The sequence below is a fragment of the Streptomyces sp. NPDC047000 genome, from assembly GCF_040644295.1.
Lineage (GTDB): Bacteria > Actinomycetota > Actinomycetes > Streptomycetales > Streptomycetaceae > Streptomyces.
On sequence record NZ_JBEYWE010000008.1, the window covers coordinates 270,375 to 294,215 of the forward strand.

Genomic DNA, 23,841 nt, shown 5'->3' on the forward strand with positions numbered 1-23,841 from the left:
GGTGCCGCCATGCTGCCTGGGTGTTGGCCATGGCTCTCCCCGTCGACCTCCGCCGCTGCCAGGTTCTCGGCCTGGCCGGTACCGCTGTCCTCGCGCTGGGCGGGGAGACCGCCGGGGCCCTCCCGGTCCGGGACCTCATCGGCACCGCCGAGGCACGCGCCGCGCTCGGCGTCGTCTGCGTGTACTTCGGGGTCGTGCTGCTGACAGCCGCCTGGGCACTGCTCGGCGGCGTGCTGCGCGGCCCCCGGCCGCCCTCGCCGCGCGCCCTGCTGCTGGTCCTCGCCGTCTGGGCGGCCCCGCTGCTGCCGGCTCCGCCGCTGTTCAGCCGGGACGTCTACAGCTACCTCGCGCAGGGCGCCATGGTCGACGCCCACATCGACGTCTACACCCACGGCCCGGACCGGCTCGGCGGACCGCTCGCCGACGAGGTGGCCCCGCTGTGGCGGCACACCGCGGCGCCGTACGGGCCGGTGTTCCTGGCCGTCGCCTCCGCCCTGTCCCGGCTGACCCGCGGCGAACTGCCCGCCGGGCTGATCGGCATGCGGCTGGTCGCCCTGTCCGGTGTGGCCCTGATGGCGGCCGCGCTGCCCCGGCTGGCCCGGCACTGCGGCGCCGACCCCGCCGCCGCGCTGTGGCTCGGCGCCCTCAACCCGCTGGTGCTGCTGCACCTGGTGGCCGGGGCCCACAACGACGCGATCATGCTCGGGCTGCTCGGCATGGGCCTGGTCGCGGCGCTCGGCCGCCGCCCCGTCCTGGGCGCCGTGCTGATCACCCTGGCCGCACTGGTCAAGGCACCCGCCGCCCTGGGACTCGTCGTGGTGGCCGTCCTCCAGATCCGGGCGGGACGGCACCCGGCCCGTGCCGTGCCCATCACCCTGGCCGCCTCCCTCGCGACCACCGCCCTGGCGACCGCCGCCACCGGCACCGGCTACGGCTGGATACGCGCCCTGGACACCCCCGTCTCCCCGCACAACTGGGCCCTCACCAGCCTCCTCGGCCGCGCCACCGGCGCCCTGCTCGAACGGCTCGGCAGCGGCCTCGCGCCCCTCGCCGTCCCGGTCTGGCACGGGCTCGGGCTCGTGATCACCGCCGGCGTCGTCCTCGCCGTCTGGGTCCGGCTGCGTCCCACACCCGTCTACGCCCTCGGCCTCAGCCTCGCCGCCGTCGCGGCCCTCGGCCCGGCGATCCGCCCCTGGTACGCACTGTGGGGCCTCTTCCTGATCGCCGCCGCCGCGCCCGACACCTCCGTACGGCACCGGATGGCCGCCGTCACCGGCGTGCTCGCCCTCGCCGCGCTGCCCAGCGGCGCCGCCGCCGACACCGGACAGCTGCTGCTCGCCGGCTGCGGCGGCCTCCTCGCCCTGGTCGTCCTGTGGCAGGCCCGCCAGGCGACCCGGCCCCTGCCGGCCCCGGCACTGGAGCGCACCGCATGACCCTGCCGGGCACCGACCGGGGCCGCCTGGTCCTGCTGGCCGCCCTGGCCGCCGCGGTGACGGCGTTCACCGCGACCGTGCCGCTGCTGCGCGACTGGTTCGACCTGCGGGTCTACCACGGCACCGTGCACACCTGGATCCACCACGGGGGCCGCGTCTACGACTACCGGGTCCCGGGCACCGGGTACGGGTTCACCTACCCGCCCTTCGCCGCCGTCGCCATGCTGCCGATGGCCCTGGTCGGGCTGCACACCGCGATCGCCCTCGCGTTCCTGCTGAACCTCGCCGCCCTCGCCGTGGCCGTCCACCTCCTCGCCGGGCCCGCGCTGCGGCGGTACGGCTGGTACGGCCGGGCGCTGACCGCCTGCCTCCTCGCCCTGTACGAACCGCTGCGCGACACCTTCAGCTTCGGTCAGGTCAACCTCGTCCTGCTGGCCCTGGTCCTGGCCGACGGACGGCTGCTCGGCGGACGGCACCACCGCTGGGCGGGCGCCGGGATCGGCCTCGCCGCGGCGGTCAAACTCACTCCCGCCGTGTTCATCGGGCTGCTGCTGCTCGCCCGCCGCCGGCGTGCCGCGGCTGTGGCCACGGCGGTCGCCGCGGGGGCCACTCTGCTGGCCCACCTGATCGCCCCGGACGCCTCGCGGTTCTACTGGACGACGGCCCTGTGGGACACCGCCCGGGTCGGCCGTCTCGACTACGTCTCCAACCAGTCGTTGCAGGGCGTCCTCGCCCGGCTCGGCGTGACGGACCGCCCGGTCTGGGCGGCCGCCGTCCTGCTGGTCCTGTGCGTGTGGGCGCTGCGGGCCCGCCGGGCGGTCACCGCGGGCGACCTGCCCGCCGCGTTCGCCCTCACCGGCCTGATTGCCTGTCTGGTCAGCCCGATCACCTGGGTGCACCATCTCGTCTGGCTGCTGCCCTCCTTCGCCGTACTGGTGCGCGCCGGGCGCCCGCGGCTGGCGGGCGCCCTGTACGCGGTGCTGTGCACCAGCGTGGTGTGGCTGTGGTTCCACGACGCGTCCGGCCTCGACGGCTTCCTCGGCAGCAACGTCTACACCTGGATCACGCTCGGCCTGCTGCTGCGGCTGCCCGTGGGTCAGTCGCGCGCGGACGTGACGGTCCCGGCGGACCGGCCCCCGGGTGCGCCGGGCGTGGCGGGTCCGGCAGGCGTGTCCGGCGTATCGCATGTGCCGGGCGTGCCGGACCTGCCGGTCTTGGCGCGCAGCACCAGCGCCACGGCGGCCGCCCCGAGCAGCGCGGCGCCCCCGACGGCGCCGGTCACCGGCCACCAGGGCCCGGAGGCCGCCCCGGCAGCCGGTGTGCCGCGTACGGGCGTCGCCGCGACCGGCCGCCCGGCGGGAGCGGCGTGCGCCGGGGCGTCGGGCCGCAGCGCGTCGAGGGAGCCGACCGGGTCGACGTGACCGGCGGACGCGAACCCCCAGTCGAGCAGCTCGCGCGCCTCCTCGTAGACCGCGAAGCCCCCGCCCGACTGCGGGTTCATCACGGTGACCAGGACGGTCCGGCCGTCCCTGCGCGCCGCGGCGACCAGGGTGTTGCCGGCGTCGGTGGTGTAACCGTTCTTCACCCCGATGAGTCCCGGGTACGGCGTCACGCCGTTCGCCCCGGTCAGCAGCCGGTTGGTGTTCTGGATCCCGTACGGCCACCCGTCGCCCGGGAACATCGCGCTGGCCGTGGAGCAGTAGCGCGCGAAGTCCGCGTTGCGCAGCCCGGCGCGCCCGAACACGGCCAGGTCGTACGCCGACGACACCTGGCCCGGCGTGTCGTAGCCGTCCGGAGACACGACACGGGTGTCCGGCGCGCCCAGCTCACGGGCCTTCGCCTGCATCCGCGCGGCGGTGCTCTCCCAGCCGCCGCCCAGTGAGGCGAGGACGTGCACGGCGTCGTTGCCCGAGCTGAGGAAGACGCCGCGCCACAGGTCGGCGATGCGGTACGTGTGCCCCTCGGCGACCCCGACGAGACTGCTGCCCGCGCCGATGCCGGCCAGTTCCTCCGAGGTCACCGTGTGCTCCAGACCGGCGGGCAGCGCGGGCAGCACGGTGAGCGCGAACAGGGTCTTGAGGGTGCTGGCGGGCGGCAGCTGCCGGTGCGCCTCCGAGGCGGCCAGCACCTCGCCGGTGCCGGCGTCGGCGACCAGCCAGGACAGCGCGGAGACGGCCGGTACCTCGGGTGCCCCGGCCCGCGGCCGGACCTGGGTGCCGGGCCGGTCGAGCAGGGACGGCGGGGGCGGTGCGGCCCGGGCGGTCAGCGCCGTCGGCCCGGCCGGAGGGGCGGGGTCCGCCCCGGTGCGTGCGGTCGCCGGGGCGGGAGCGAGGGCGAGGGCGGACGACAGACAGACCGCGCAGGTCGCCATGACCGTCCGGGCCGAGAATCCGATAGTCATACGATTCAACGTAGGAATACGGGCGCCTGACGCCGTGACGACCGGGCCGGGGCGGTGCCGATGGCACCCGGATGCCGCAGCGGACCACCGGCACGGGGTCCGGGCGGGCCGGGGAGACCTGGCGGTGCGTCACCGGGCCGCCTGAGTGCGCGGGGTGACGGTATCTGCCGGTGCGCTGCCGGGCGGGACGGGGGTGTGCGCGTCACCGGTGCGCCACGGTGCGGCGGTCGGTGTGCCCGCCTGCCGGTGCTGGCCGCGCCCTTGAGGGGGAGCCGGCCGGCGGTGCGCGAACGGGTCACCCGGTGGGCAGTGTCGGCATGATCTGCCGCAGGAACGTGGCGTTGTCGGGGGTGGCGCGCAGCCGTTCCAGCAGGGCCTCCAGGCCGCTGCCTCCGCCGCTGCCGCCCTGGCCGTCCCGGCCCTGGAGCGCCCGGCGCAGGCCGAGGGAGGCGGCCGACTCCGCCGGGGAGAAGAGGAGTTCCTCGCGCCGGGTGCCGGACCGGACGAGGTCCACGGCGGGGAAGACGCGGCGGGAGGCGAGCTCGCGGCTCAGGCGCAGCTCCATGTTCCCGGTGCTCTTCAGCTCCTCGAAGAAGTAGTCGTCGGCGCGGGAGCCGGTCTCGACGAGGACGGTGGCGAGGATGGTGAGCGAGCCGCCCTCCTCGGCGAGCCGGGCGGCGCCGAAGAACCGCTTGGGCCCGGTCAGGGCGGTGGCGTCCACGCCGCCGCTGAGGGTACGGCCGCCCGCCGCGGCGGCGTTGTTGTGGGCCCGGCACAGCCGGGTGAGCGAGTCGAGCAGGATCACGACGTCCTCGCCCGCCTCGACGTGCCGCTTGGCGCGCTCGACGACGAGTCCGGCCAGCGCGATGTGCTCCCTGGGCGTGCGGTCGAAGGTCGAGGCGTACACCTCGCCGCGCACCGAACGGCGCATCTCGGTGACCTCCTCGGGGCGTTCGTCGAGCAGCAGGACCATCAGGCGGCATCCGGGACTGTTGCCGGCGACCGCGGCCGCGAGCTGCTGGAGCAGCACCGTCTTGCCGGTCTTGGGCGGGGCCACGATCAGCCCTCGCTGGCCCTTGCCGACGGGAGTGAGCAGATCCATGAGGCGCCCGGTGAGCCCGGCCCCCGGGTGCTCGAGCCGGAGCCGCTCGCGCGGATGGAGCGGGGTGAGGTCGCCGAACGCGCGGCGCCCCCGGAGCGTGTCCGGTGCGCGCCCGTCCACGTGCCGGACCTCGGTGAGGGTGCGCCCGTCGTGCAGGCCGTCGACGAGGTCTCCCCTGCGCAGTCCGTGACGGCGGATCAGCGCGGGGGAGACCTGCGGATCGGCGGGCGTGGCCAGGCAGCCGGCGTCGCGCAGGTGCCCCTTCCCGCTCGCGTCGATGTCCAGGACACCGGTGACGGGCCGGGCCGGGGGCCGCTGCCGGACAGGGGGGTGTTCGAGTGTGGTGGTCACAGGGGTCGGGTCCTTTCACGGACGTACGGCATGAGGCATACGGGTGGGGAGGGGGAGGCCGCGCGACGGGGCCCTGGGGGCACCTCGGGAGGGCGGCGGGAACAGCACTGCGACCGGCGGCGACGTGTCTGCCGCTCGTCGGACTGGTACTGGAGAACCGACCGTCCTGGGCTGTCCCTGTGGACCGGTCGGTGAACCGGGAGAAACGAACTGGCACCGGCGCCCACAACAGGGCGTACACGAGTGCTGACATCACTGTACCACCCGACGGTCCGGTCCGGTCCGACCCGGGCGGAGCGGAGGGGCAGGACGGCGCTTCCCGCCCGCTTCCCGCTTCCTTCGGTGCGCGGAAGTCCCCGTCCGTTCCCGTCCGTCCGCGGCCTCGCCGCCAGCCGGCGGGACGGATAACCCTGGCCGCACCCTGCGCGTCCGCGGCCCCGGTGGAGCCCTGTCCGATACGGCCGACCGGTGCCGGGCAGCCGGTCCCCCGGCGCCGCCTCGTCCTCTGTCGCCGCCTCACCCGCCCGCGCCGGGGGATCCGCCCGCGCCGGGGGACCCGCCCCGCGGCCGGGCCGGGCGGGGTCCGGCGCGGGCGCGGGGCTCGGGCGCCGGACATCCCGGGCCGCCGCTCAGGCGGACCGCGCCTCCGCCTCCTTCGCGATCCGGTCGAACTGCGCGCCCATCGCCTCCGCCAGCGCCTGTGCCCCGGACAGCGGACGCACCATCACCGTCAGCGCGTCGATCAGCCCGTCCTCGTCGAGGTGGATGAAGTCGCAGCCCTCCAGGGTCCGGTCGCCCACCCGCGCGGTGAACACCAGGGCGTGCTCACGGCCCTCGCCGCCGCTCAGCTCGCTGACGTAGCGGAAGTCCTCGAAGACCCGCGTCACCCCGCGCAGGATCGCCGCGGTGATCGCCCTGCCCGGGTACGGCTTGAACACCACCGGGCTGGTGAAGACGACGTTCTCGGCGAGCAGGGCCTCGACGGCGTCCAGGTCGTTCGCCTCGACGGCCTCGCGGAACGCGCGCATCCGATCACCTCATATGCAACTAGTTGACTATGCTGAGCGAGGTGAGCGTAGTGACCGGGGCGACACGGTGTCCACACCCCGTGCCGCCCTCCCGCCGCGCAGGGCCTACGCTGGGCCGGATGTTCAGCCCCGAAGGCCCGAGCCTGCGTGAACTCGCCGTCCAGGCGTTGTCGTCCGTCGAGCACGGCTACGACCTGCTCGCCCCCAAGTTCGACCACACCCCGTTCCGCACCCCTGACTCCGTGCTCGACGCCGTGGCCGCGGCGCTCGAGCGGATCGGGCCCTTCGGTGACGGCCTCGACCTGTGCTGCGGCACCGGAGCCGGTACGGACGTGCTGGCCCGGGTGTGCCGGGAGAGCGTCACCGGGGTCGACTTCAGCGCCGGGATGCTCGCCGTCGCCCGGGAGAGGCAGCGGGCGGCGCGGCCGGACGGTGTCCCGCGGACCGACTGGGTGCGCGCGGACGCCCGCGCCCTGCCGTTCCGGGAGGCCTTCGACCTGGTGGTGAGCTTCGGGGCGTACGGCCACTTCCTGCCCCGCGAACTGCCGGGGCTGTTCGACGGGGTCCACTCCGCTCTCCGGCCGGGCGGCGTGTTCGCGTTCCCCGTCCTCGCGCCGCCCCGGCCCGCGAGCCGGGCGTTCTGGATGCTGCTCGGCTTCGACGCCGTCATGCGGGTGCGCAACGCCGTGTGGCGGCCGCCGTTCGTGATGTACTACCGCGCCTTCCGGCTCGGCGACGTGCGGCGGGAACTGGCGCGTGCCGGGTTCACGGTGGAGACCGGGGCCCTGCCCGGGTTCGGGCGGCGCGCCGACGGCAGCCCGCGGGCCCGGCTGGTGGTGGCCCGGCGGGCGGTCACCGGGACCGTCACACCGCCGACGGCATCGTGAACTCGTAGACCAGCGCCTCCCGCCGGTCGTCCATCAGCAGGTCGGTGATCTCCAGCGGGCGGGCGTACTGGTCGCGCACCTGCCGGACGACGCGGACCGAGGAGGCGTCGGCGAGCGGGATGATGGCGTCCCGGTGATGGAGGGTCAGGCCCGCCTTGCGCATCCAGTCGTAGGCACGCCGGAGCTGGGCCGATCCGGTGCCGTCGGCGCGGTCGGCGTAACGGCCCAGCTCCTCGACCTCGGCGAGGGCGACGGCGGAGAACGTTGTCACGGCCCGGCGGTGTCCGCTCCCGTCGGCCGCGGCGTACTCGTAGCGGTGCACCAGGGCCGGCCGGTGCGGGGCGAGCCCCAGGGCGGCGGCGTGCTCCGGTGACGGCGTCTCCCAGGCGACCGTGGTCCGGTCGCCCGCCGTCCGCTCCGCGCCGAGGGCGCCGACCGGGAAGGTGAGCGCGGCCGGGGCCTCCACCGGGAGCCCCGGCAGGGTCGCGTGGCTGCCGCGCCGGTCGGTGGACACGAGACCGCGGCGCCGCAGCACCTCCAGCGCCTGCCGGACGGTTTCCCGGCTGACCCCGAAGTGCCCGGCCAGCCGGCGCTCGCCGGGCAGCCGCTCGCCGGGCGGGACGGTGCCGTCGCGCAGCTCGGCGAGCAGCCGGGTCGCGACCTTCCAGTAGAGGGGCTGTTCCTCGCCCTCCCCGGCCGCGCGGGGGGCGCGGGCGGAACGGGACGTGCGGGTGGGGCGGGTGGTGCGGGCCATGCCGCGCCTCCTGTGGTGACAAGACGTAGCCGTGCGGGCTCGGGGCGTCACTAGATCTAGCATTGGTCTAAACCAGTTGTGAAGCCCGTACCGCGGGTTCGGCCGAAAATCTGCCGTGTGGCCGGTCCCGCGCCGCCCGTCCTCCCGGGCCCGTCCGGCCCGGCCCGCCCCCACGGGCGCTCACGTGTAGGCGCGCACCCAGCGCAGCTTGGCCTCGTCCTGGTAGGGGCCGCCGCCCTCGTGGTCGTTGAAGTCGTAGACCTCGATCCGCTTGTCCTCGTGGGCCCACGAGTGGAAGGCCGCGAAGACGGTGGACGGCGGGCAGGTCTGGTCCTCCAGCGCCGTCGAGAACAGGGCGGGGGCGGTGCCGCGGGCGGCGAAGTGGACGCCGTCGAAGTACGACAGGGTGCGCCGCACCTGGGCGGCGCGGCCGCGGTGCGTCTTGAGATACAGGCCGATCTCCCGGTACGGGTGGCGGTCGGTGAGCGTGGTCGCGCGCGGGTAGTCGCACAGGAACGGCACGTCCGGCGCGACGGCCGCCAGGTCGGGCACCAGACCGCCGACGGCGATCGTGATGCCGCCGCCCTGGCTGGTGCCGGTCGCCACGGTGCGCGAGGCGTCGGTGAGCGGGTGCGAGCGGGCCGCCTCGACGGCGCGCACGGCGTCGGTGAAGACCCGCCGGTAGTAGTAGTTCTCCGGGGCGTCGATGCCCCGGGTCATGAAACCGGGGTAGGCGGGCGCGCCGCCGACCGGGTCCGCGGTGCCGCCGCCACCGCCCCACGCGCTGCCCTGGCCCCGGGTGTCCATGACGAAGTGGGCCCGGCCCGACGACGCCCACAGCAGATGCTCGACCGGCAGTCCGCGGCCGCCGCCGTAGCCGACGAACTCCACGACCAGCGGCAGCGGTTCCGCGGCCGCCGCGGGCAGCGTGAGCCAGCCCTTCACCGGGTGCCCGCCGAACCCGGCGAACGTGACGTCGTACGTCGTGACCGTCGACAGCCCGGTGTCGACCCGCTCGAAACGGGCGTCCAGATCGTGCTCGCGGGCCTCCCGCAGCGTCTTGGACCAGAAGGCGTCGAAGTCCTCGGGCTCCACGGACTCGCTGCGGTACTCCTGGAGTTCTTCCGGGGTCAGGTCGAACTGGGCCATGCGGAACCGCCTTTGTCAGCAGACAGCGTGAAGGGGCCATGCGGATGATCACACCGTACGCGAATGGTCGGAGGATTCACCAGAGCGGGACATCGGTCCATGGCTCTGGGCCGGTAGTGCGGCGGGTAGTCGATCTGCTGGTCACGGGGAGAAGGCGGAGGCCGGGACCTATGGCGGTGGGGGTGAGGGAGGCGCCCGTGCCGTGCCTTGGTGATCGGGTGACCTCGGGGTCCGGTACGCGACGACAGGCGCCCGCCGTTCTGGCCGCGGCGCCCGGCGGTCAGCCGAAGCGCTCGACGCGGATGCGGTCCACCGGCTGGCCGGCCGCCGCCAGCAGCCGTGAGGCGTGTTCGGCGAAGCCGTTCGAGCCGCACACATAGGCCTCCCAGCCGCCGGGCGGCGCCTGGGCCAGCAGCGGGGCCAGATGACCGGCGGTCAGCCGGCCCACCGGCACCCCCGCCGGTGCGTCGCGGGTGAACACCGGCCGGGTCTCGGGACCGTACTCCGCCGCGTAGATCAGGTCCTCGGGGCTGCGCGCCGACACCAGCAGCCGCAGCGGCACGCCGAGGCGGCGCGCCCGGTGGTGGCGCACCATCGACATCAGAGGTACGACCCCGGAACCGGCTCCCAGCAGCAGCGCGGGCCGGTCGCCCGGCCACGCGAAGAAGCCGCTCAGCGGGCCGCGCACCTCGACGGTGTCACCGGGCCGGGCCACCGTGTGGAACCAGCCGGACACCTCGCCGCCCCCGACATGGTCGAGGGTCAGTTCCAGATGGCCGGAATCGTCCGGCGCGGACGCGATGGAGTAGTGTCGCTGCGCCGTGTAGCCGTCCTCGGCGGTCAGCCGCAGCATCAGATACTGGCCCGGCTGATGGCCCGCCCAGGTGGGCACCGCGAACCGGAAGGTGGACGCGCGCGGGGTCTCGCGCCGGATCTCGGTCAGCACGGCCCGCTGCCACACCCCCGCGATCCGCTGCCCGACCTCGATACGGCCGGGTATCGCGAAACGGGCCGGAGCCGTGAAGCCGGAGGCAGGGACAGGAACGGGGGCGGAACCGGCGGTGCGGCCGGCCGTGGAGGTGTCAGTCACCGGAGTACCTCTGCTCCTCCCAGGGGTTGCCCCGGGCGTGATAGCCGTTCTGCTCCCAGAAGCCCGGCTCGTCGTGGTCGAGCAGCGTGAGGCCCGCGATCCACTTCGGGCTCTTCCAGAAGTACAGATGCGGCACCAGCAGCCGCGCCGGGCCGCCGTGCTCGGGCGCGAGCGGCCTGCCGTCGCAGTCCCAGACGAGCCACGCCTTCCCGCCGGTGACGTCCGCGAGGGGGAGATCCGTGGTGTAGCCGGTGTGGGAGTACGCCATCACATGCGTCGCGGACTCCTGCGGGCGCACCGCGTCGAGGAAGCGGTCCAGGGACACCCCGGTGAACCGCATCCCGAACTTGGACCAGCCGGTCACACAGTGCAGGGCACCCTCGTACGACGACCCGGGCAGCGCGTGCGCCGTGTCCCAGTCCCAGGTGCGCGGGGCGGCCACGAGCCCGTCCACGCCGAACGTCCAGTCGGCGGGCGAGAGATCGGGGGTGACCTCGGCGGACAGCACGGGCCAGTCGTCCCGCGCGTCGTACTGACCGGGCGGCAGCCCGGCGTCCTGGACGCGCGGACGGCCGGTGAAGCCTCGGGTGACGTTCATGCAGCCACCGTACGTCGTCCCCGGCCGTGTCCCGGTACGGTGCTCAGCCCCTGGTCAGCGCCCCGGGCCCGGACCGAGTGCGGTCGCCGCCGCGTTGTAGCGCTCCAGATAGGCGGCGAAGCGCGTCAGGTCGTCCTCCGGCCAGCCCGCGAGCCGTTCGCGGAACGCGGCCCGGCGGCTGCGGGTGACCTGGGCGAGGATCTCCTCCCCGGCCTCCGTGAGATGCAGCACCTGGACGCGGTGGTCCTCCGGGTCCGTCCGGCGTCCGATCAGCCCGGCCTGCTCCAGTGCGGCCACCTGGCGGCTGATCGTGGACTTGTCCAGCGCGTAGTGCGCGGCCAGGTCGGTGGCCCGGCAGCCGCCGCTCTCCTCCAGATGGCCGAGCAGCGTGTAGGCGACCAGCGACAGCTCGGGATGCATCCGGCCCGCCGAGGCCCGCGCCCGGCGGGCGAAGACCGTCATCTCGCGCTGGATGGTCTCGACGGCCGCCTCCGCCGGGACCGGGGAGGCGGCCGGGGCCGGGGAGGCCGTCACGGGGGCGGAGGCCGCCGCGGGTGCGGTCACTGGTGCGGTCACGGTGGTTCCTTCCTCCGGATGCCCCGTTCCCCCTGCTCTCGGGGCTCCCGGGCTCTCTGGGCTCCCCGGGTTCTCGGGCCTTCCGGTTGCACCGTACAACCTCCGGCCGGGCCGCGGTGCGGCCGAAGGGACAGCCGACGTGCGGTTGTTCGGGTACTGTGACTCTCCGGCCGCGGACCGTCCCGGCCAGGACACGGAGGAGGTGGGACCCATTACCGCTGTGTCAGTACGGGTGCTCTCACCTCAGGACCGAGCGGGCCGGCGACCGTAGCCGACCGCGAGAGCGCCCTTCGGCTTCCGAAAGGCTCTCGGCTCCCCATGCCCCCGTCCTCCCCTCCACCGTCCGCCGGCCCGTCCGGCCCCTCATCCCTTCCCCCCTCCCACGGCCCCACCCGCGCCGCCGTGAGCGCCGCCCTCCGCGCGGCCGGCTGCGTCTTCGCCGAGGAGGAGGCGGACCTGCTGCTCGCCGCCGCCCGCACCCCCGGCGAACTCGCCGCGCTGGTCGCCCGGCGTACCGCGGGCGAGCCCCTCGAACTCGTCGTCGGCTGGGCCGGCTTCCACGGGCTGCGGATCGCCGTGGAACCGGGCGTGTTCGTGCCGCGCCGCCGCACCGAGTTCCTCGTCGACCAGGCGCTGGCCCAGGCCCCGGACGCCTCCGTCGTCGTGGACCTGTGCTGCGGCTCCGGCGCGGTCGGCGCGGCCCTGGCCGCCGCGCTGGGCCCCGTCGAGCTGCACGCCGCGGACATCGACCCGGCGGCGGTGCGCTGCGCCCGCCGCAATGTCGCCGGCGCGGGCGGCCGGGTGCACCTCGGTGACCTGTTCGACGCGCTCCCCGGCCGGCTGCGCGGCCGCGTCGGCATTCTCGCGGCCAATGTGCCCTACGTCCCCAGCGGCGAGATCGGCCTGCTGCCCGCCGAGGCCCGTGACCACGAGCCGCAGACAGCCCTGGACGGCGGCGGTGACGGGCTCGACATCCTGCGCCGGGTGGCCGCCGGCGCCCCCGGCTGGCTGGCGCCCGGCGGCTGTCTGCTCGTCGAGACGAGCGGACGGCAGTCGGCGGCGGCCCTCGCCGCGTTCGGCGGCGCGGGACTCGACGCGCGGCTGGCCGAGTGCGACGACCTCGGCGCGACCGTGGTGATCGGCGTCGCACCGCCGCACCCCTGACCGCCCCGGCGCGCCCGGTGCCGCTCAGGTGTCGTTGCTGCCGCCACCGCTGCCGTTGCCGTCACCGCCGCCCGACGGGCCGGGCGAGGGCGTCTCGTGCCCTCCCCGGTCCCACGGGCCGTGCCCATGGCCGAACGGCCCGCGCCCGTCCCCGTCGTCGCCCCGGCCCGTGCCGCCGGGGGCGCCGTCCAGGACGAAGGACGCGGTCCTGGTGTCACCGCTGCGGGTGCCGGCCAGCAGCACCGTGTCGCCCTTCTTCAGGGCGCCCGCCCCGGACTGCGACGAGCCGTCCTTGCGGACGGTGGTGCCGGAGCCGACGGTCCAGGTCCACCGGGTGCCGTCCTCGCTCCGCACGGTGACCCGGCCGCCGTCCGTGCCCTGCACGGTGCCGCGCTGCCAGACCCGTACGACCCACTTCCCGGTGTCGCGGTCCTTGACGGTCGCCTCGCCGTGCACGGCCTGTCCGCCGAGCCCGTACCACGGGCCGAAGAACCCGTGTGCGCCGGGCCCGCCGGGGGACTGCGACGCGGAGGGCGAGGTCCCGGCCGCCGCGGGTACGGCGTCGGAGCCGGAGTGTCCTGAGGCCGCGGCGTAGGCGACGGTGCCGCCCAGGGCCAGCGCGGCGACGGCGACGGCCACGGTGAGCGCGCGGACCCGCCCGGACCGCTGCCGCCACCGGTCGCGCAGCGGGACGGCGGGGCCGCCCTCGCCGCCCGGGCCCGCGAGCACCTCCCAGTCGCCGCCCGCCCGCGGGGCGTGCCCGGGCATCGGCGGCACCGGGGGTGCCGGGGGTGCCGGGGGTGCCGCATCGGGATTCCAGTGCGACGGTCCGTCGCTCAGGGGGGTGTGTTCCTGGTCGGGGTCGTGCGTCACGGCTCGCTCCCATCGGCCGGTGGCGTGCGCCGGTCCGCACTGCACGCCTTGCTGTGATTGTCCCGTGGCGGCGATAAGAACCCGGTAACGAATACCTGTGAACGAGATGAACCGGATCTTCCGGGCCATCCCCGGGCGGACCGGCGCGGCCCTGCCGCGGGGCTACCGCAGCGGCACCGCCCGGGCGATCAGAACGGCCACGTCGTCCTCGTTGTCGGGCTCGTGGAGGGTGCGCAGCAGCAGGTCGCAGATGTCCTCCAGGGAGCGGGACGGGTCGTCGAGGAGGGCGAGCAGGGTGTCCAGCCGTGCGTCGAGGGGGTCGCGGCGGGTCTCGACCAGGCCGTCGGTGTAGAGGACCAGCAGATCACCGACCGCGAGGTCGACGGTCGTCGTCACGAAGGCCACCCCGCCCACGCCCAGCGGCGCGCCGGTCGGCAGCTCCAGCAGCTCCGGCGGGCGGCCCGGCCGGACCCGCACCGGCGGCAGGTGCCCGGCGTTGGCGATCCGGCACCGCCCGGTGCGCGGATCGTGGACGGCGTAGACACAGGTGGCGATGGTCTGGTCGAGACCGGACACCATCCGGTCCAGGTGTCCGAGGAGCTGTTCGGGCGCCAGCCGGAGCGGGGCGAGGGTGTCGGCCGCCGTGCGCAGCCGGCCCATGGTGGCGGCGGCGTCGATACCGCTGCCCATCACGTCGCCGACGACGAGCGCCGTCCGGTCGTCCTCCAGCGGGATCACGTCGAACCAGTCGCCGCCCACCTCGGTGGTGGTGCCGGCGGGCTGGTAGCGCGAGGCCACCTCCAGCCCGGCGGTCGCGGGCGGCGGACCGGGCAGCAGGCTGCGCTGGAGGGTGAGTGCCGCATTGCGGGTGTTCTGGTACCAGCGGGCGTTGTCGATCTGCACGGCCGCCCGGGACGCCAGCTCCCGGGCCAGCAGCTGGTCGTCCCTGCCGAACGGCCGCGGATCGCGGGTGCGCGCCAGCTCCAGGGCGCCCAGCACCTCGCCGCGCGCGATCAGCGGCACCGCCAGATACGAGTGGACTCCCGCGCGGGCCAGTTCCCCGGCCCCCTCCGGGGTGGGGGCGATGCGCGGCAGGTCGGTGTCCCCGACCCGCTCCACGAGAACCGGCCGTCCGGTGCGCACGCACTCGGTCACCAGCCGGTCGGGCCCGTACCGGGCGGTGTGCCCCTCCGGTTCGCCCGTGGCCGGTGCGCCGCTCCCGGTCTCCCCGGCCCGTACCGCGAGGGCCTTGAGCGTCGCGGGCTCGGCCGGGCCCAGGGTGCGGCGGCGCCCCTGCACGATCGTCTCCAGCAGGTCGACGGCGGCCATGTCGGCGAGTTCCGGCACGGCGACGTCGGCCAGTTCCCGGGCCGTGCGGTCCAGGTCGAGGGTGGTGCCGATGCGGGCCGAGGCGTCCGCGACGAGCGCCAGCCGCCGGCGCGCGGTCTCGGCCTCCACGGCGGTGCGGTGCTGTTCGGTGACGTCCGTGACGGAGGCGGCCACGCCCAGCACCGTGCCGTGGGTGTCGTCCAGCCGGTACAGGGACAGCGACCAGACGTGGTCCTCGTCCGGGTCGGCCGGGGTACGTCCGACGATCCGCCGGCCGAGGAGCGGCTCACCGGTCTCCATGACCTGCCGGGCGGCGGAGTCCAGGGCCTCGGCGTCCATGCGCGGCAGCACCTCGTGCACCGTGCGCCCCAGATGGTCCGCCACGGACACCCCGTTGATCCTCGCCAGCGCCGGGTTGACCGAGATGTACCGCAGCTCCGGGTCCAGCACGGCCAGACCGGACGGGGCCTGCGAGACCATCCGCGCGGACAGCGCCACGTCGCGCTCCAGGCGCCGTACGGTCGGGCGGTCGGCGCACAGACCGAGGGCGTAGACCCTGCCGTCGTCGCCGGTCAGCCGCATGTTGCGGAACTCGACCAGACGGGTGGAGCCGTCCTTGCGGCGTACCGGGAAGGCGCCCGCCCAGCTCTGCCCGGTGCGCATGACGTCCTCGAAGAGCTCGATCACGAGGCCGAGGTGCTCCTCGTGGACCATCACCCGCGCGGCGTACCGGCCGAGCACCTCCCGCGCGCCGTAGCCGAACAGGTCCTCGGCCTGGGGGCTCCACAGCACGATACGGCCCTCGGCGTCCAGCACCACCGAGGCCATGCGCAGCTCGTCCAGCAGCCCGCTGGGCCGCACCGGTCCCCGCACCGGCTCCTCGTCCCAGAGGCCTGCCGGTCTGCCGTCTCCGGTTGCAGGGACCCCGGCCGAACCAGTCACCGAAACCGCCTCCGGACCGCTCCGCGGAACATCGGACATCGTGCGGCCGCTGCACCGCACCACGTCCGGATGTTCCGGTACCCCTTTCTGCTTCTTCCACCTTCCCCCAACTTCGGAATGTCCGTCCGGTGAAGCGGTGGCGTCGGTGCGGCAGGCCGCGCCGGGCGACCCCTCTTTGGTCTGTACATGGCGGCCCGGTGCGGTCCAGACTGTCCGCCGGACCGACCGACCGCCCCGCGACCTGCCGTCCTGTGCCTGCCCCCGCGCCCGACCCCGCCCGATCCCCTCGACCAAGGAGAGCCGGTTCATGCCCACGACCGCCCGGCAACGTTGTCACGCCGTCCTGGCCCCGCTCGTCGCCCTCGCCACCGCCGCCGTCCTCGCTGCCGCGACCCCGGCGTCCGCCGCCGACACCTGGACCGAGACCGGCTCCGACCGCGCCGATCCGCTCACCGAGAGCCAGGGCCTCACCTCCGTCGAGGTCCCGGCGAACAGCCCCAACCACTACACCGGTATCGGCACCATCCCGATCGGCGTCTCGGTGCGCGGCTGGAACCATGTCGGCGACCCCGACGCCTCCTACGACGGCCACGTCGTCGAGCCCTACCAGGCGGACTCCGGCACCCGGAAGATGTACCGCGTCGAGGCGCCCGGCGGCGGCTGGACGGAGTACACCCACACCCTCGGCCCCGGCGAGGCGCTCAACAACTCGTGGGTCGCCGTCTCGCCGGACGGCCAGTGGATGCTGTCGGGCGAGTACGGCACCATGACCCGCTTCCTGGTCTTCCCCACGCCGGGCGTCAACCCCGCCACCAGTCCCTCCGCCGACCTCCCGCAGGTGGCCACCGTCCGTCTCGACCACGCCGTACGCGATGTGCAGGGCTGTGACTTCTCCTCCGCCACGACCCTGCTGTGCTCCTCCGACGACCCCGAGGGCTCCCTGTTCGGCATCACCAAACCGCTGCTCCAGGTCGATCTGTCCGCCGCGCCGAGCGGCGGCGCCGACGTGTCCGGTCATGTCACCGCCCTGCGCCAGCTGCCGCTGCGGAGCTCCTGCTCCGGAACCTTCGAGGCCGAGGGCATCGACTACGACCGGCGCAGCGGCATCCTGCGGGTGATCGTGGTGTCGCCGGGCTTCTGTGTGCTGACGGACAGCAAGACGTACAAGTTCACCCGCGGCTGAGCACGGCCGGGGCCGCGCCCTCCGTGGTGCGGACGTCCGCCGGGCGCCGCGGGGTGCTTTGCTGGAATCAGGGGGGTGAGGTGCGGCTGCGCGGGTACTCCGTGCCACCGCAGTACGGCCATGAGAGGAGCGATCATGACGACCAGCCGACGGTCGCATCCGGAGCCCGTCTCGGTGGAGATCAGCGGATGCTCCGAGGGCGACGCCAGGATCGTCTTCGACGCCCTGTGCGCGTCCTTCGAGTCCGACCGCTGCGCCGAGGACGTGCCGCACCGGTTCGACACCGTCCACCCGATGGTGTGGCTCGCCACGTTCGACGTCGCCGACGCCCGCCCGGCCGGCCGCCCCGGCCGGCTCACCGGCCCGGTCACGGCCGACGTCCAGGGCGGCTACTGGGCCATCGACCGGTTCCGCGGCACGCTGGGCGACCTGTTCACCGTGCACGACCTGTGCGCCGCCTCCGGGGACCAGGAGCGTGATCTGCACCTGGTGCTGGAGAGCCGCTGAGACACGGCGGGCCGACCCGGACCCGTAGTCACCGGGTCCGGGTCAGCCGGCGCGTCGGTGCGGTGACGTACGCCCCCTCTTTTTGCAACTAGTTGCAAAAAACGGGTGCCGTCCTCTACAACAGAGGCCTCGCACCCGTGCCCGGAGGTGGCCCGATGAGCCGTTACCCGCATCTGCTGAGCCCGCTCGACCTGGGCTTCACCACGCTGCCCAACCGCGTCCTGATGGGCTCCATGCACACCGGGCTGGAGGAGGCCGAGAACGGCTTCGAGCGGATGGCGGAGTTCTACGCCGCCCGGGCACGCGGGGGAGCGGGCCTCATCGTCACCGGCGGCATCGCGCCCAACGACGAGGGGCGGCCGTACCCGGGCGGTGCCCGGCTCACCACCGACGAGGAGGCCGAGCGGCACCGCACGGTCACCGGGGCCGTGCACCGCGCCGGCGGCCGGATCGCGATGCAGATCCTGCACTTCGGCCGCTACGCCTACCACCCGGACCTGGTCGCCCCCAGCGCCCTCCAGGCCCCCATCAGCCCTTATGTGCCCCGCGCCCTCACCGGTGAGGAGGTCGAGCGGACGATCGACGACTACGCCCGCGCCGCCCGCCTCGCCCGGCAGGCCGGCTACGACGGCGTCGAGATCATGGGCTCCGAGGGCTATCTCGTCAACGAGTTCGTCGCCGCGCCGACCAACCGCCGCGAGGACCGCTGGGGCGGCTCCCACGAGAACCGGATGCGCTTCCCCGTCGAGATCGTGCGCCGGGTGCGCGAGGCGGTCGGCGAGGACTTCATCGTCGTCTACCGGCTGTCCATGCTGGACCTGGTCCCCGGCGGCTCCACCCTCGACGAGGTGATCACCCTCGCCCGGGCCGTGGAGGCGGCCGGGGCGGACATCATCAACACCGGCATCGGCTGGCACGAGGCCCGCATCCCCACCATCGCCGCCTCCGTGCCGCGCGGCGCCTACACCTGGGTGACGAAGAGACTCATGGGGGCGGTGTCCGTCCCGCTCGTCACCACCAACCGCATCAACACCCCCGAACTCGCCGAGCAGCTCCTCGCCGAGGGCTGCGCCGACATGGTGTCCATGGCCCGCCCGATGCTCGCCGACCCGGACTTCGTCGCCAAGGCCGCGGCAGGACGGCCGCAGGCCATCAACACCTGCATCGGCTGCAACCAGGCCTGCCTCGACCACACCTTCAGCGGGAAACCCGCCTCCTGCCTGGTCAACCCGCGCGCCTGCCACGAGACCGAACTGGTCCTCACCCCCACCCGGCGGCGCAAGCGCGTCGCGGTCGTCGGCGCGGGCCCGGCCGGACTCGCCTGCGCCGTCACCGCCGCCGAACGGGGCCACGACGTCACCCTCTACGACGGCGCCGCCGAGATCGGCGGCCAGCTGAACGTCGCCCGCAAGGTCCCCGGCAAGCAGGAGTTCGACGAGACGCTGCGCTACTTCCGCCACCGGCTCGCCGAGGAGGGCGTGGACGTACGGCTGGACACCTGGGTCTCGGCCGCGGACCTCACCGGCTACGACGACGTCGTCGTGGCCACCGGTGTCACCCCGCGCGTCCCCGGCATCCCCGGCGTGGACCACCCCAGCGTGCTCGGCTACCTCGACGTGCTGCGCGACGGCGCCCCGGTCGGCGACCGGGTCGCCGTGCTCGGCGCGGGCGGCATCGGCTTCGACGTCGCCGCCTTCCTCACCGACGACGGCGGAAAGGCGGGCGAGGACCCGGCGACGTACTTCCGCCACTGGGGCGTCGACATGGACCACCGCACCCCCGGCGGTCTCACCGCCCCCGAGCGGCCCGCCCCGCCGCGCACCGTCCATCTGCTGCAACGCGGCACCACCAAGGTCGGGGCGGGGCTCGGGAAGACCACGGGCTGGATCCACCGCACCGAGCTGAGGCAGCGCGGCGTCGTCATGGTCCCGGGGGTGCGCTACGACCGGATCGACGACGCCGGGCTGCACATCACCGTCGACGGGGAGAGCCGGGTCCTGGAGGTGGACACCGTCGTCCTGTGCACCGGCCAGGAACCGCGCGGCGCCCTGTACGGGGAGCTCCTCGCCCGGGGCGTCGGCGCCCACCTCATCGGCGGCGCCGAGACGGCCGCCGGACTGGACGCCAAGCGCGCCGTCAGGCAGGGCACCGAACTGGCGGCCGCGCTGTAGGAGCGGCGCGCGTCCCTAGGATGCCCTCCATGTCACTCCCGCACGCGATCCTGACCGCCCTGCTCGAGAAGCCGTCGTCGGGGCTGGACCTGACCCGCCGGTTCGACCGGTCGATCGGCTACTTCTGGTCGGCGACGCACCAGCAGATCTACCGCGAGCTGGGGCGTCTGGAGGCCGGGGGGTTCGTCCGGGCGCTCCCGGCCGAACCCCCCGCGCGCGGACAGCGCAAGAGCTACGAGGTGCTGCCCGCGGGCCGGGCCGAACTGGCCCGCTGGACCGCCGCCGCCCAGGACCCCAAGCCGAGCCGGGACGCGCTGCTGCTGCGGCTGCGCGCCGCGGCGGTGGTCGGCACGGCGGGAATCGACGCCGAACTGCGCCGCCATCTCGAGCTGCACGAGCGGCAGCTGGCCGAGTACCGGCGCATCGGCGAACGCGACTTCCCGCCGGAGCGGGACAGCCCCGAGGACCTGCTGCGGCACCTCGTGCTGCGGGCGGGGATCGACCTGGAGACCTTCTGGACCCGGTGGCTCACCGACGCCCTCGAGGAACTCGGCCGCCTCCCGTGACCGCCCGCCGCCCGTCCCGGGCCGCTGGTCCCGGGTACCGCGACGTCCTGGAGGAACTCCACCGCCGGCCGTGACCGGGACCGCGCCGCCCGCCCGGTCGTCCCCGTCCCGGGCCGCTCTTCCCCGTTACCGCCCGGCCTCGGCCCCGGCCTCGCCGTCGGTACGGGTCTCACAGCCGGTACGGCCTGGAGCGGCGTCGCAGATACCAGCCCGCCGCGATCACCCCCGCGCCGACCAGTGCCCCGCCCACCCCCAGGGTGACCGGTCCGTAGTCCTTGACGGCCCCGCCCAGGCCGCCCATCACGCCGCGCGACGGCGAGGGGGCCGTCGTGGCCGAGATGGTGGGCAGCGAGGGAAGCGAGACGATGACGGACTGGCTGCCCGCGGTGTTGCCGCTCGAGCACATCACGATCACCGTGTACGTCCCCGGGGACACACCCGACCAGGCGGCCGACTGGCTGACCGTGGTGCCGGACAGGGCCACCTGACGTCCCTGGGCGAAGCTCGCCTGCCCGGTGCCGAGCAGCGAGGCGGTGCCCCAGCTGCCGTTGACCTGGGTGCAGGAACTCGTCACCACCGAGACGGTCGACCCGGTCGTGCTCACGGAGATTCCGGCGGTGGCGCCGGACGGCCCGGCGAGGCCGAGCGGCAGCGCGGCGGCGGCTGCCGCGGTCAGGCCGGAACGGAGAAGGAAGTGGCTGGTACGCATGTGGACTGCCCTCCGGCCGCACGGTTGGCGGTCGTCCCATGCGCCGCCGAGGGTCGGGGATCGCCCGTGCCGCCTCTGAGGAAGCCAATGCGCCCCGGCCCGCGACCGCACCCGGGGGTCGCCCGGCCAGGTGACGGAATCCCGCATCCGGTGCACGCGTGTGGTCTTCGGAGCCGCCGCCCGGGCCGCTGCCGCCGGTGCCCTGCCCGGGGCCCCGTGACCGGTGTCACGTCGCGGTGGCTGGCGTGTCCGGGGCGCTCCGGAGAAGGTGTGTTCGTGACGGCCGCCCCCGTTACGTATGCTGAATCTGCTGTCGGCCGAACTCTCCTGCTGGCAAGGGAAGTTCGGACCGTGCCGCGCGGACCGCTGTCGTCGCTGATTCCGCGCCGGTGCGGGCGGCCGGGACGGCCCGGGCCGATACGGACCCGGGCTCCCCGGCCCCTGCCGGACATCCGCCGCACCGCACGGGCCGTCGGTGACCCCGCCCGGCGCATGTGCACCGTCCGGCCCCTCTGCGGTGGCCGCGCGGGCGGACCGGGACCAGATTGGGCCGCGTGTCCGCCGACTTCCGCCGACGTCCCCGCGCCGCACACGTCCTCCGTGCTGCCCGGCGTGTCCCGCGTGTCCCCGAGGGAAGGCCTCCCCATCGTGCGTGCCCTGCCGCTGACGCTGGCCGCCGGCGTCGTCCTGCTCACCCCGTCGCTGCTGCCCGCCGCCGTCCTGCCCGCCCCCGCCCGGCAGCGGCCGGTGGCCTGGAGCGAGGGCGCGGTGACCGCCGCGGAACTGCTGGCCAGGACGCGCGAGTGCGCCCAGATCTCCCACGGCCGCTTCCGCCCCGACGACGGCGCACCGGCCACCGTGCCGGTCTGCGGTACCGACGACGCCGTGTTCTGGACGACGGACATGGACATCGACTGCGACGGACGGTCCGGCCCGCACTGCAACGCGGACACCGACCCGATGTACTCGCCGACCACGTCCTTCACCCAGTCCGACGGCCGCTATCTCGACCCCGAGAACCTGCCGTACATCGTGGTGCCCGGCCCCGGTGAGCTCTGGGACCACCGGACCGACGGCGTCCACGGCGGTGCGGTGGCCGCCGTCGTCCACGGTGACCGGGTGCAGTACGCCGTCGTCGGCGACGTCGGTCCCCCGGACATCATCGGCGAGGCGTCGTACGCCACCGCCGCCGCCCTCGGCATCCCTCCGGACCCCAGGGGCGGCGGAGCCGCCGCCGATGTCACCTACATCGTGTTCCGCGACTCGGCGGCGAAGCCCGTCGAGGACCACGCCGCCGCCGTCGCGACGGGGGAGCGGCTGGCGCGGCTGTTCACCCGGGGAAGCTGAGCGAAGGCGCCGGTCCGGGCCGACGGACGGACCGGGACGGGCGGTCGGACGGGCACCGGACGGACGGGCGCGGCCCCCGGCGGTGTCAGACCGCGGCCCAGCCGTTGTCGACCGGCAGGATCGCGCCGTTGATGTTGCTCGCCGCGTCCGACGCCAGGAACACGATAGCCGCCGCCTGCTCCTCGGGCTCGGAGGCGCGGCCCGCGTTGCCGAAGTAGCCGCCGAGCGTCGCCGGGCCGTGCGCGCCCTCCTCGAGGTCGAGGACGATCCCGGTCACGGTGCCGCCGGGCGCGATGGCGTTGGTGCGGATGCCCTGGGTGCGGTACATCACGGCGAGGGACTTGGTGAGACCGATCAGGCCGTGCTTCGAGGACGTGTAGGCGGCGCCCGCCGCGCTGCCGCGCAGGCCCGCCTCCGAGGCCGTGTTGACGATCGCGCCGCGCCCCGCCGCCAGCATGTGCGGCAGCACCGCCCGGGTGAGCAGGAACGGAGCCGTGAGGTTGACCCGTATCACCCGCTCCCACTCCGCGTCGCTCGTGTCGCCCGCCGCCGACATCCGGTCCATGATCCCGGCGTTGTTCACCAGCACGTCGACCCCGCCGAACCGCTCGACGGCCGTGGCGACCAGCCCGTCGACCACCGCCTGGTCGCTCAGATCGCCGGTGACCGCCACAGCGGTGCCGCCCGCCCCGGTGATCGTCCCGACGGTCTCCGCGGCGCCCTCGGCGTTGAGGTCGGCCACCACGACCCTGGCGCCCTGCGCCGCGAACGCCACCGCGGCGGCACGCCCGATGCCCGAACCGGCGCCGGTGACGATGACGCTGCGTCCGTCGAAACCGCTGGTCATGACGTGCTCCTGTCTGAACGTACGGCGGTGGTGGGCCCGGGGCCCGTGTACGTCACCACACTACGACTTAATGTCGTCCAGTGACATAAATTCGTTCGACCCGGATTCCCCGGGGACAATTCCCGGTGAACAGCCCCGACCCGGAGGGACGCGCCGTATGACCCCGCCCCGCGGACGCACGGGCCGCCCGCCCCTGACCGAGGAACGCAAGGCCGAGATCCGGCTGGAGATCGCCCGCGCGGCGGTGGACCTCTTCGCCGCCCAGGGGGTGGCCGCGACGACGGGGGAGCAGATCGCCCGGGCGGCCGGCATCTCGGCCCGCACCCTGTGGCGCTACTTCCCGACCAAGGAGAGCTGCGTACGGCCGCTGTTCTCGGCCGGTATCGAGGCGATCGCAGCCCGGCTGCGCGCCTGGCCGTCCGGCCGTCCGCTGCGGGAGGCGTTCGAGGACGGTCTGCCGGCGGACGACCGCCTCACCGGCGGCCCCGACCGCACCACGGTGGGGGAACTGCTCCGCCTCACCCGCACCGAACCGGGACTGCGCGCGGTCTGGCTCCAGTCCTACGACGAGGCCGAGCCGGCCTTCGCCCGCGCTCTGGCCGAACGTGCCGCCCTGCCCCCGGGCGACCTGCGTCCCGCCATCCAGGCGGCCATGCTCAACGCGGCCCTGCGCGCGTCGGTCGAGTACCACGCCTGGCACACCGGGCCCGCCGCTCCCGGCTCTGCCGCGGTGGACGCCGACCTGACGGCGACGGTGCGTGCGGCCCTCACGATCGCCACGGAGGGTGTCGTGTGACCCGGGGCCCGGATCCTCGCCCCCCACCGCCCCTTCCC

General features: G+C 74.8%; 21 protein-coding genes and 1 pseudogene. 10 read left to right on the forward strand and 12 right to left on the reverse strand.

All coding sequences use genetic code 11. From position 1 onward, the window contains the following. Positions 1–29 precede the first annotated feature (29 nt). Both mptB and ABZ862_RS16285 read left to right on the forward strand, forming a co-directional pair. Complete coding sequence (mptB, locus tag ABZ862_RS16280) at positions 30–1,433, forward strand: polyprenol phosphomannose-dependent alpha 1,6 mannosyltransferase MptB (protein WP_360958042.1); 1,404 nt, start codon at positions 30–32, stop codon at positions 1,431–1,433. Then, positions 1,430–2,305 (forward strand): annotated as a pseudogene (locus ABZ862_RS16285) (glycosyltransferase 87 family protein); the annotation flags it as partial. The gene mptB and the pseudogene ABZ862_RS16285, both read left to right, overlap by 4 nt. A gap of 224 nt (positions 2,306–2,529) precedes the next feature. On the opposite strand, the gene ABZ862_RS16290 reads toward ABZ862_RS16285, so the two are convergent. The 3 genes from ABZ862_RS16290 to ABZ862_RS16300 all read right to left on the reverse strand — a co-directional run bounded on the left by ABZ862_RS16290 (position 2,530) and on the right by ABZ862_RS16300 (position 6,315). After that, the gene (locus ABZ862_RS16290; RefSeq protein WP_360958045.1) at positions 2,530–3,834 is read right to left on the reverse strand and encodes a serine hydrolase; all 1,305 of its coding nucleotides are present in this window, start codon (positions 3,832–3,834) and stop codon (positions 2,530–2,532) included. Between the two features lie 295 nt (positions 3,835–4,129). After that, positions 4,130–5,287 (reverse strand): transcription termination factor Rho, encoded by a 1,158-nt coding sequence (gene rho, locus ABZ862_RS16295; RefSeq protein WP_360958049.1) that lies wholly within the window; start codon positions 5,285–5,287, stop codon positions 4,130–4,132. A 629-nt stretch (positions 5,288–5,916) separates the two neighbouring features. Continuing rightward, a complete protein-coding gene (locus tag ABZ862_RS16300; protein ID WP_360958052.1) occupies positions 5,917–6,315 on the reverse strand; it encodes a nuclear transport factor 2 family protein in 399 nt (132 codons plus the stop codon). Between the two features lie 119 nt (positions 6,316–6,434). Between ABZ862_RS16300 and ABZ862_RS16305 the strand changes: the two genes are divergently transcribed. Then, complete coding sequence (locus ABZ862_RS16305; RefSeq protein ID WP_360958054.1) at positions 6,435–7,202, forward strand: class I SAM-dependent methyltransferase; 768 nt, start codon at positions 6,435–6,437, stop codon at positions 7,200–7,202. On the opposite strand, the gene ABZ862_RS16310 is transcribed toward ABZ862_RS16305, so the two are convergent. The 5 genes from ABZ862_RS16310 to ABZ862_RS16330 all read right to left on the reverse strand — a co-directional run bounded on the left by ABZ862_RS16310 (position 7,180) and on the right by ABZ862_RS16330 (position 11,255). Continuing rightward, the gene (locus ABZ862_RS16310) at positions 7,180–7,956 is read right to left on the reverse strand and encodes a GntR family transcriptional regulator (RefSeq protein WP_360958057.1); all 777 of its coding nucleotides are present in this window, start codon (positions 7,954–7,956) and stop codon (positions 7,180–7,182) included. The genes ABZ862_RS16305 and ABZ862_RS16310 overlap by 23 nt on opposite strands. A 180-nt stretch (positions 7,957–8,136) precedes the next feature. Beyond that, positions 8,137–9,105 (reverse strand): acetylxylan esterase, encoded by a 969-nt coding sequence (locus tag ABZ862_RS16315; protein WP_360958060.1) that lies wholly within the window; start codon positions 9,103–9,105, stop codon positions 8,137–8,139. A gap of 280 nt (positions 9,106–9,385) precedes the next feature. Next, on the reverse strand, positions 9,386–10,105 hold the full coding sequence (locus ABZ862_RS16320) for a ferredoxin reductase (RefSeq protein ID WP_360958178.1): 720 nt from the start codon (positions 10,103–10,105) through the stop codon (positions 9,386–9,388). Positions 10,106–10,187: 82 nt separating this feature from the next. After that, positions 10,188–10,793 carry a sulfite oxidase-like oxidoreductase gene (locus ABZ862_RS16325; protein WP_360958062.1) on the reverse strand — a complete coding sequence of 202 codons (606 nt, stop codon included), beginning with the start codon at positions 10,791–10,793 and terminating at the stop codon, positions 10,188–10,190. 54 nt (positions 10,794–10,847) lie between these two features. Continuing rightward, on the reverse strand, positions 10,848–11,255 hold the full coding sequence (locus ABZ862_RS16330; protein ID WP_360958181.1) for a MarR family winged helix-turn-helix transcriptional regulator: 408 nt from the start codon (positions 11,253–11,255) through the stop codon (positions 10,848–10,850). A gap of 432 nt (positions 11,256–11,687) precedes the next feature. Here ABZ862_RS16330 and ABZ862_RS16335 point away from each other — a divergent pair, with 432 nt between their 5' ends. After that, complete coding sequence (locus ABZ862_RS16335; protein ID WP_360958065.1) at positions 11,688–12,533, forward strand: putative protein N(5)-glutamine methyltransferase; 846 nt, start codon at positions 11,688–11,690, stop codon at positions 12,531–12,533. Between the two features lie 24 nt (positions 12,534–12,557). Here ABZ862_RS16335 and ABZ862_RS16340 read toward each other — a convergent pair whose 3' ends face one another. Both ABZ862_RS16340 and ABZ862_RS16345 read right to left on the reverse strand, forming a co-directional pair. Further along, a complete protein-coding gene (locus ABZ862_RS16340; protein ID WP_360958068.1) occupies positions 12,558–13,406 on the reverse strand; it encodes a hypothetical protein in 849 nt (282 codons plus the stop codon). Positions 13,407–13,568: 162 nt separating this feature from the next. Then, positions 13,569–15,563: a SpoIIE family protein phosphatase gene (locus tag ABZ862_RS16345; protein WP_360958184.1), complete on the reverse strand. Its 1,995-nt coding sequence runs from the start codon at positions 15,561–15,563 to the stop codon at positions 13,569–13,571. Positions 15,564–15,984: 421 nt separating this feature from the next. On the opposite strand from ABZ862_RS16345, the gene ABZ862_RS16350 reads away from it, so the two are divergent. The 4 genes from ABZ862_RS16350 (at position 15,985) to ABZ862_RS16365 (ending at position 20,104) form a co-directional block, all read left to right on the forward strand. Then, the gene (locus ABZ862_RS16350) at positions 15,985–16,860 is read left to right on the forward strand and encodes a hypothetical protein (protein WP_360958070.1); all 876 of its coding nucleotides are present in this window, start codon (positions 15,985–15,987) and stop codon (positions 16,858–16,860) included. 135 nt (positions 16,861–16,995) lie between these two features. Continuing rightward, positions 16,996–17,367 (forward strand): hypothetical protein, encoded by a 372-nt coding sequence (locus tag ABZ862_RS16355; protein WP_360958073.1) that lies wholly within the window; start codon positions 16,996–16,998, stop codon positions 17,365–17,367. 155 nt (positions 17,368–17,522) lie between these two features. Continuing rightward, positions 17,523–19,538, forward strand: coding sequence for an NADPH-dependent 2,4-dienoyl-CoA reductase (locus ABZ862_RS16360; RefSeq protein ID WP_360958075.1), 2,016 nt, complete (start codon positions 17,523–17,525; stop codon positions 19,536–19,538). Positions 19,539–19,567: 29 nt separating this feature from the next. Further along, positions 19,568–20,104: a PadR family transcriptional regulator gene (locus ABZ862_RS16365; protein ID WP_360958078.1), complete on the forward strand. Its 537-nt coding sequence runs from the start codon at positions 19,568–19,570 to the stop codon at positions 20,102–20,104. A 169-nt stretch (positions 20,105–20,273) separates the two neighbouring features. Here ABZ862_RS16365 and ABZ862_RS16370 read toward each other — a convergent pair whose 3' ends face one another. Further along, positions 20,274–20,813, reverse strand: coding sequence for a hypothetical protein (locus tag ABZ862_RS16370; protein WP_360958080.1), 540 nt, complete (start codon positions 20,811–20,813; stop codon positions 20,274–20,276). Between the two features lie 648 nt (positions 20,814–21,461). Here ABZ862_RS16370 and ABZ862_RS16375 point away from each other — a divergent pair. Then, complete coding sequence (locus ABZ862_RS16375; protein WP_360958082.1) at positions 21,462–22,160, forward strand: glycoside hydrolase family 75 protein; 699 nt, start codon at positions 21,462–21,464, stop codon at positions 22,158–22,160. 85 nt (positions 22,161–22,245) lie between these two features. Here ABZ862_RS16375 and ABZ862_RS16380 read toward each other — a convergent pair whose 3' ends face one another. Further along, positions 22,246–23,007: an SDR family NAD(P)-dependent oxidoreductase gene (locus ABZ862_RS16380; protein ID WP_360958084.1), complete on the reverse strand. Its 762-nt coding sequence runs from the start codon at positions 23,005–23,007 to the stop codon at positions 22,246–22,248. Between the two features lie 157 nt (positions 23,008–23,164). On the opposite strand from ABZ862_RS16380, the gene ABZ862_RS16385 reads away from it, so the two are divergent. Then, positions 23,165–23,803, forward strand: coding sequence for a helix-turn-helix domain-containing protein (locus ABZ862_RS16385; RefSeq protein ID WP_360958087.1), 639 nt, complete (start codon positions 23,165–23,167; stop codon positions 23,801–23,803). The last annotated feature ends 38 nt before the right edge of the window (positions 23,804–23,841 follow it).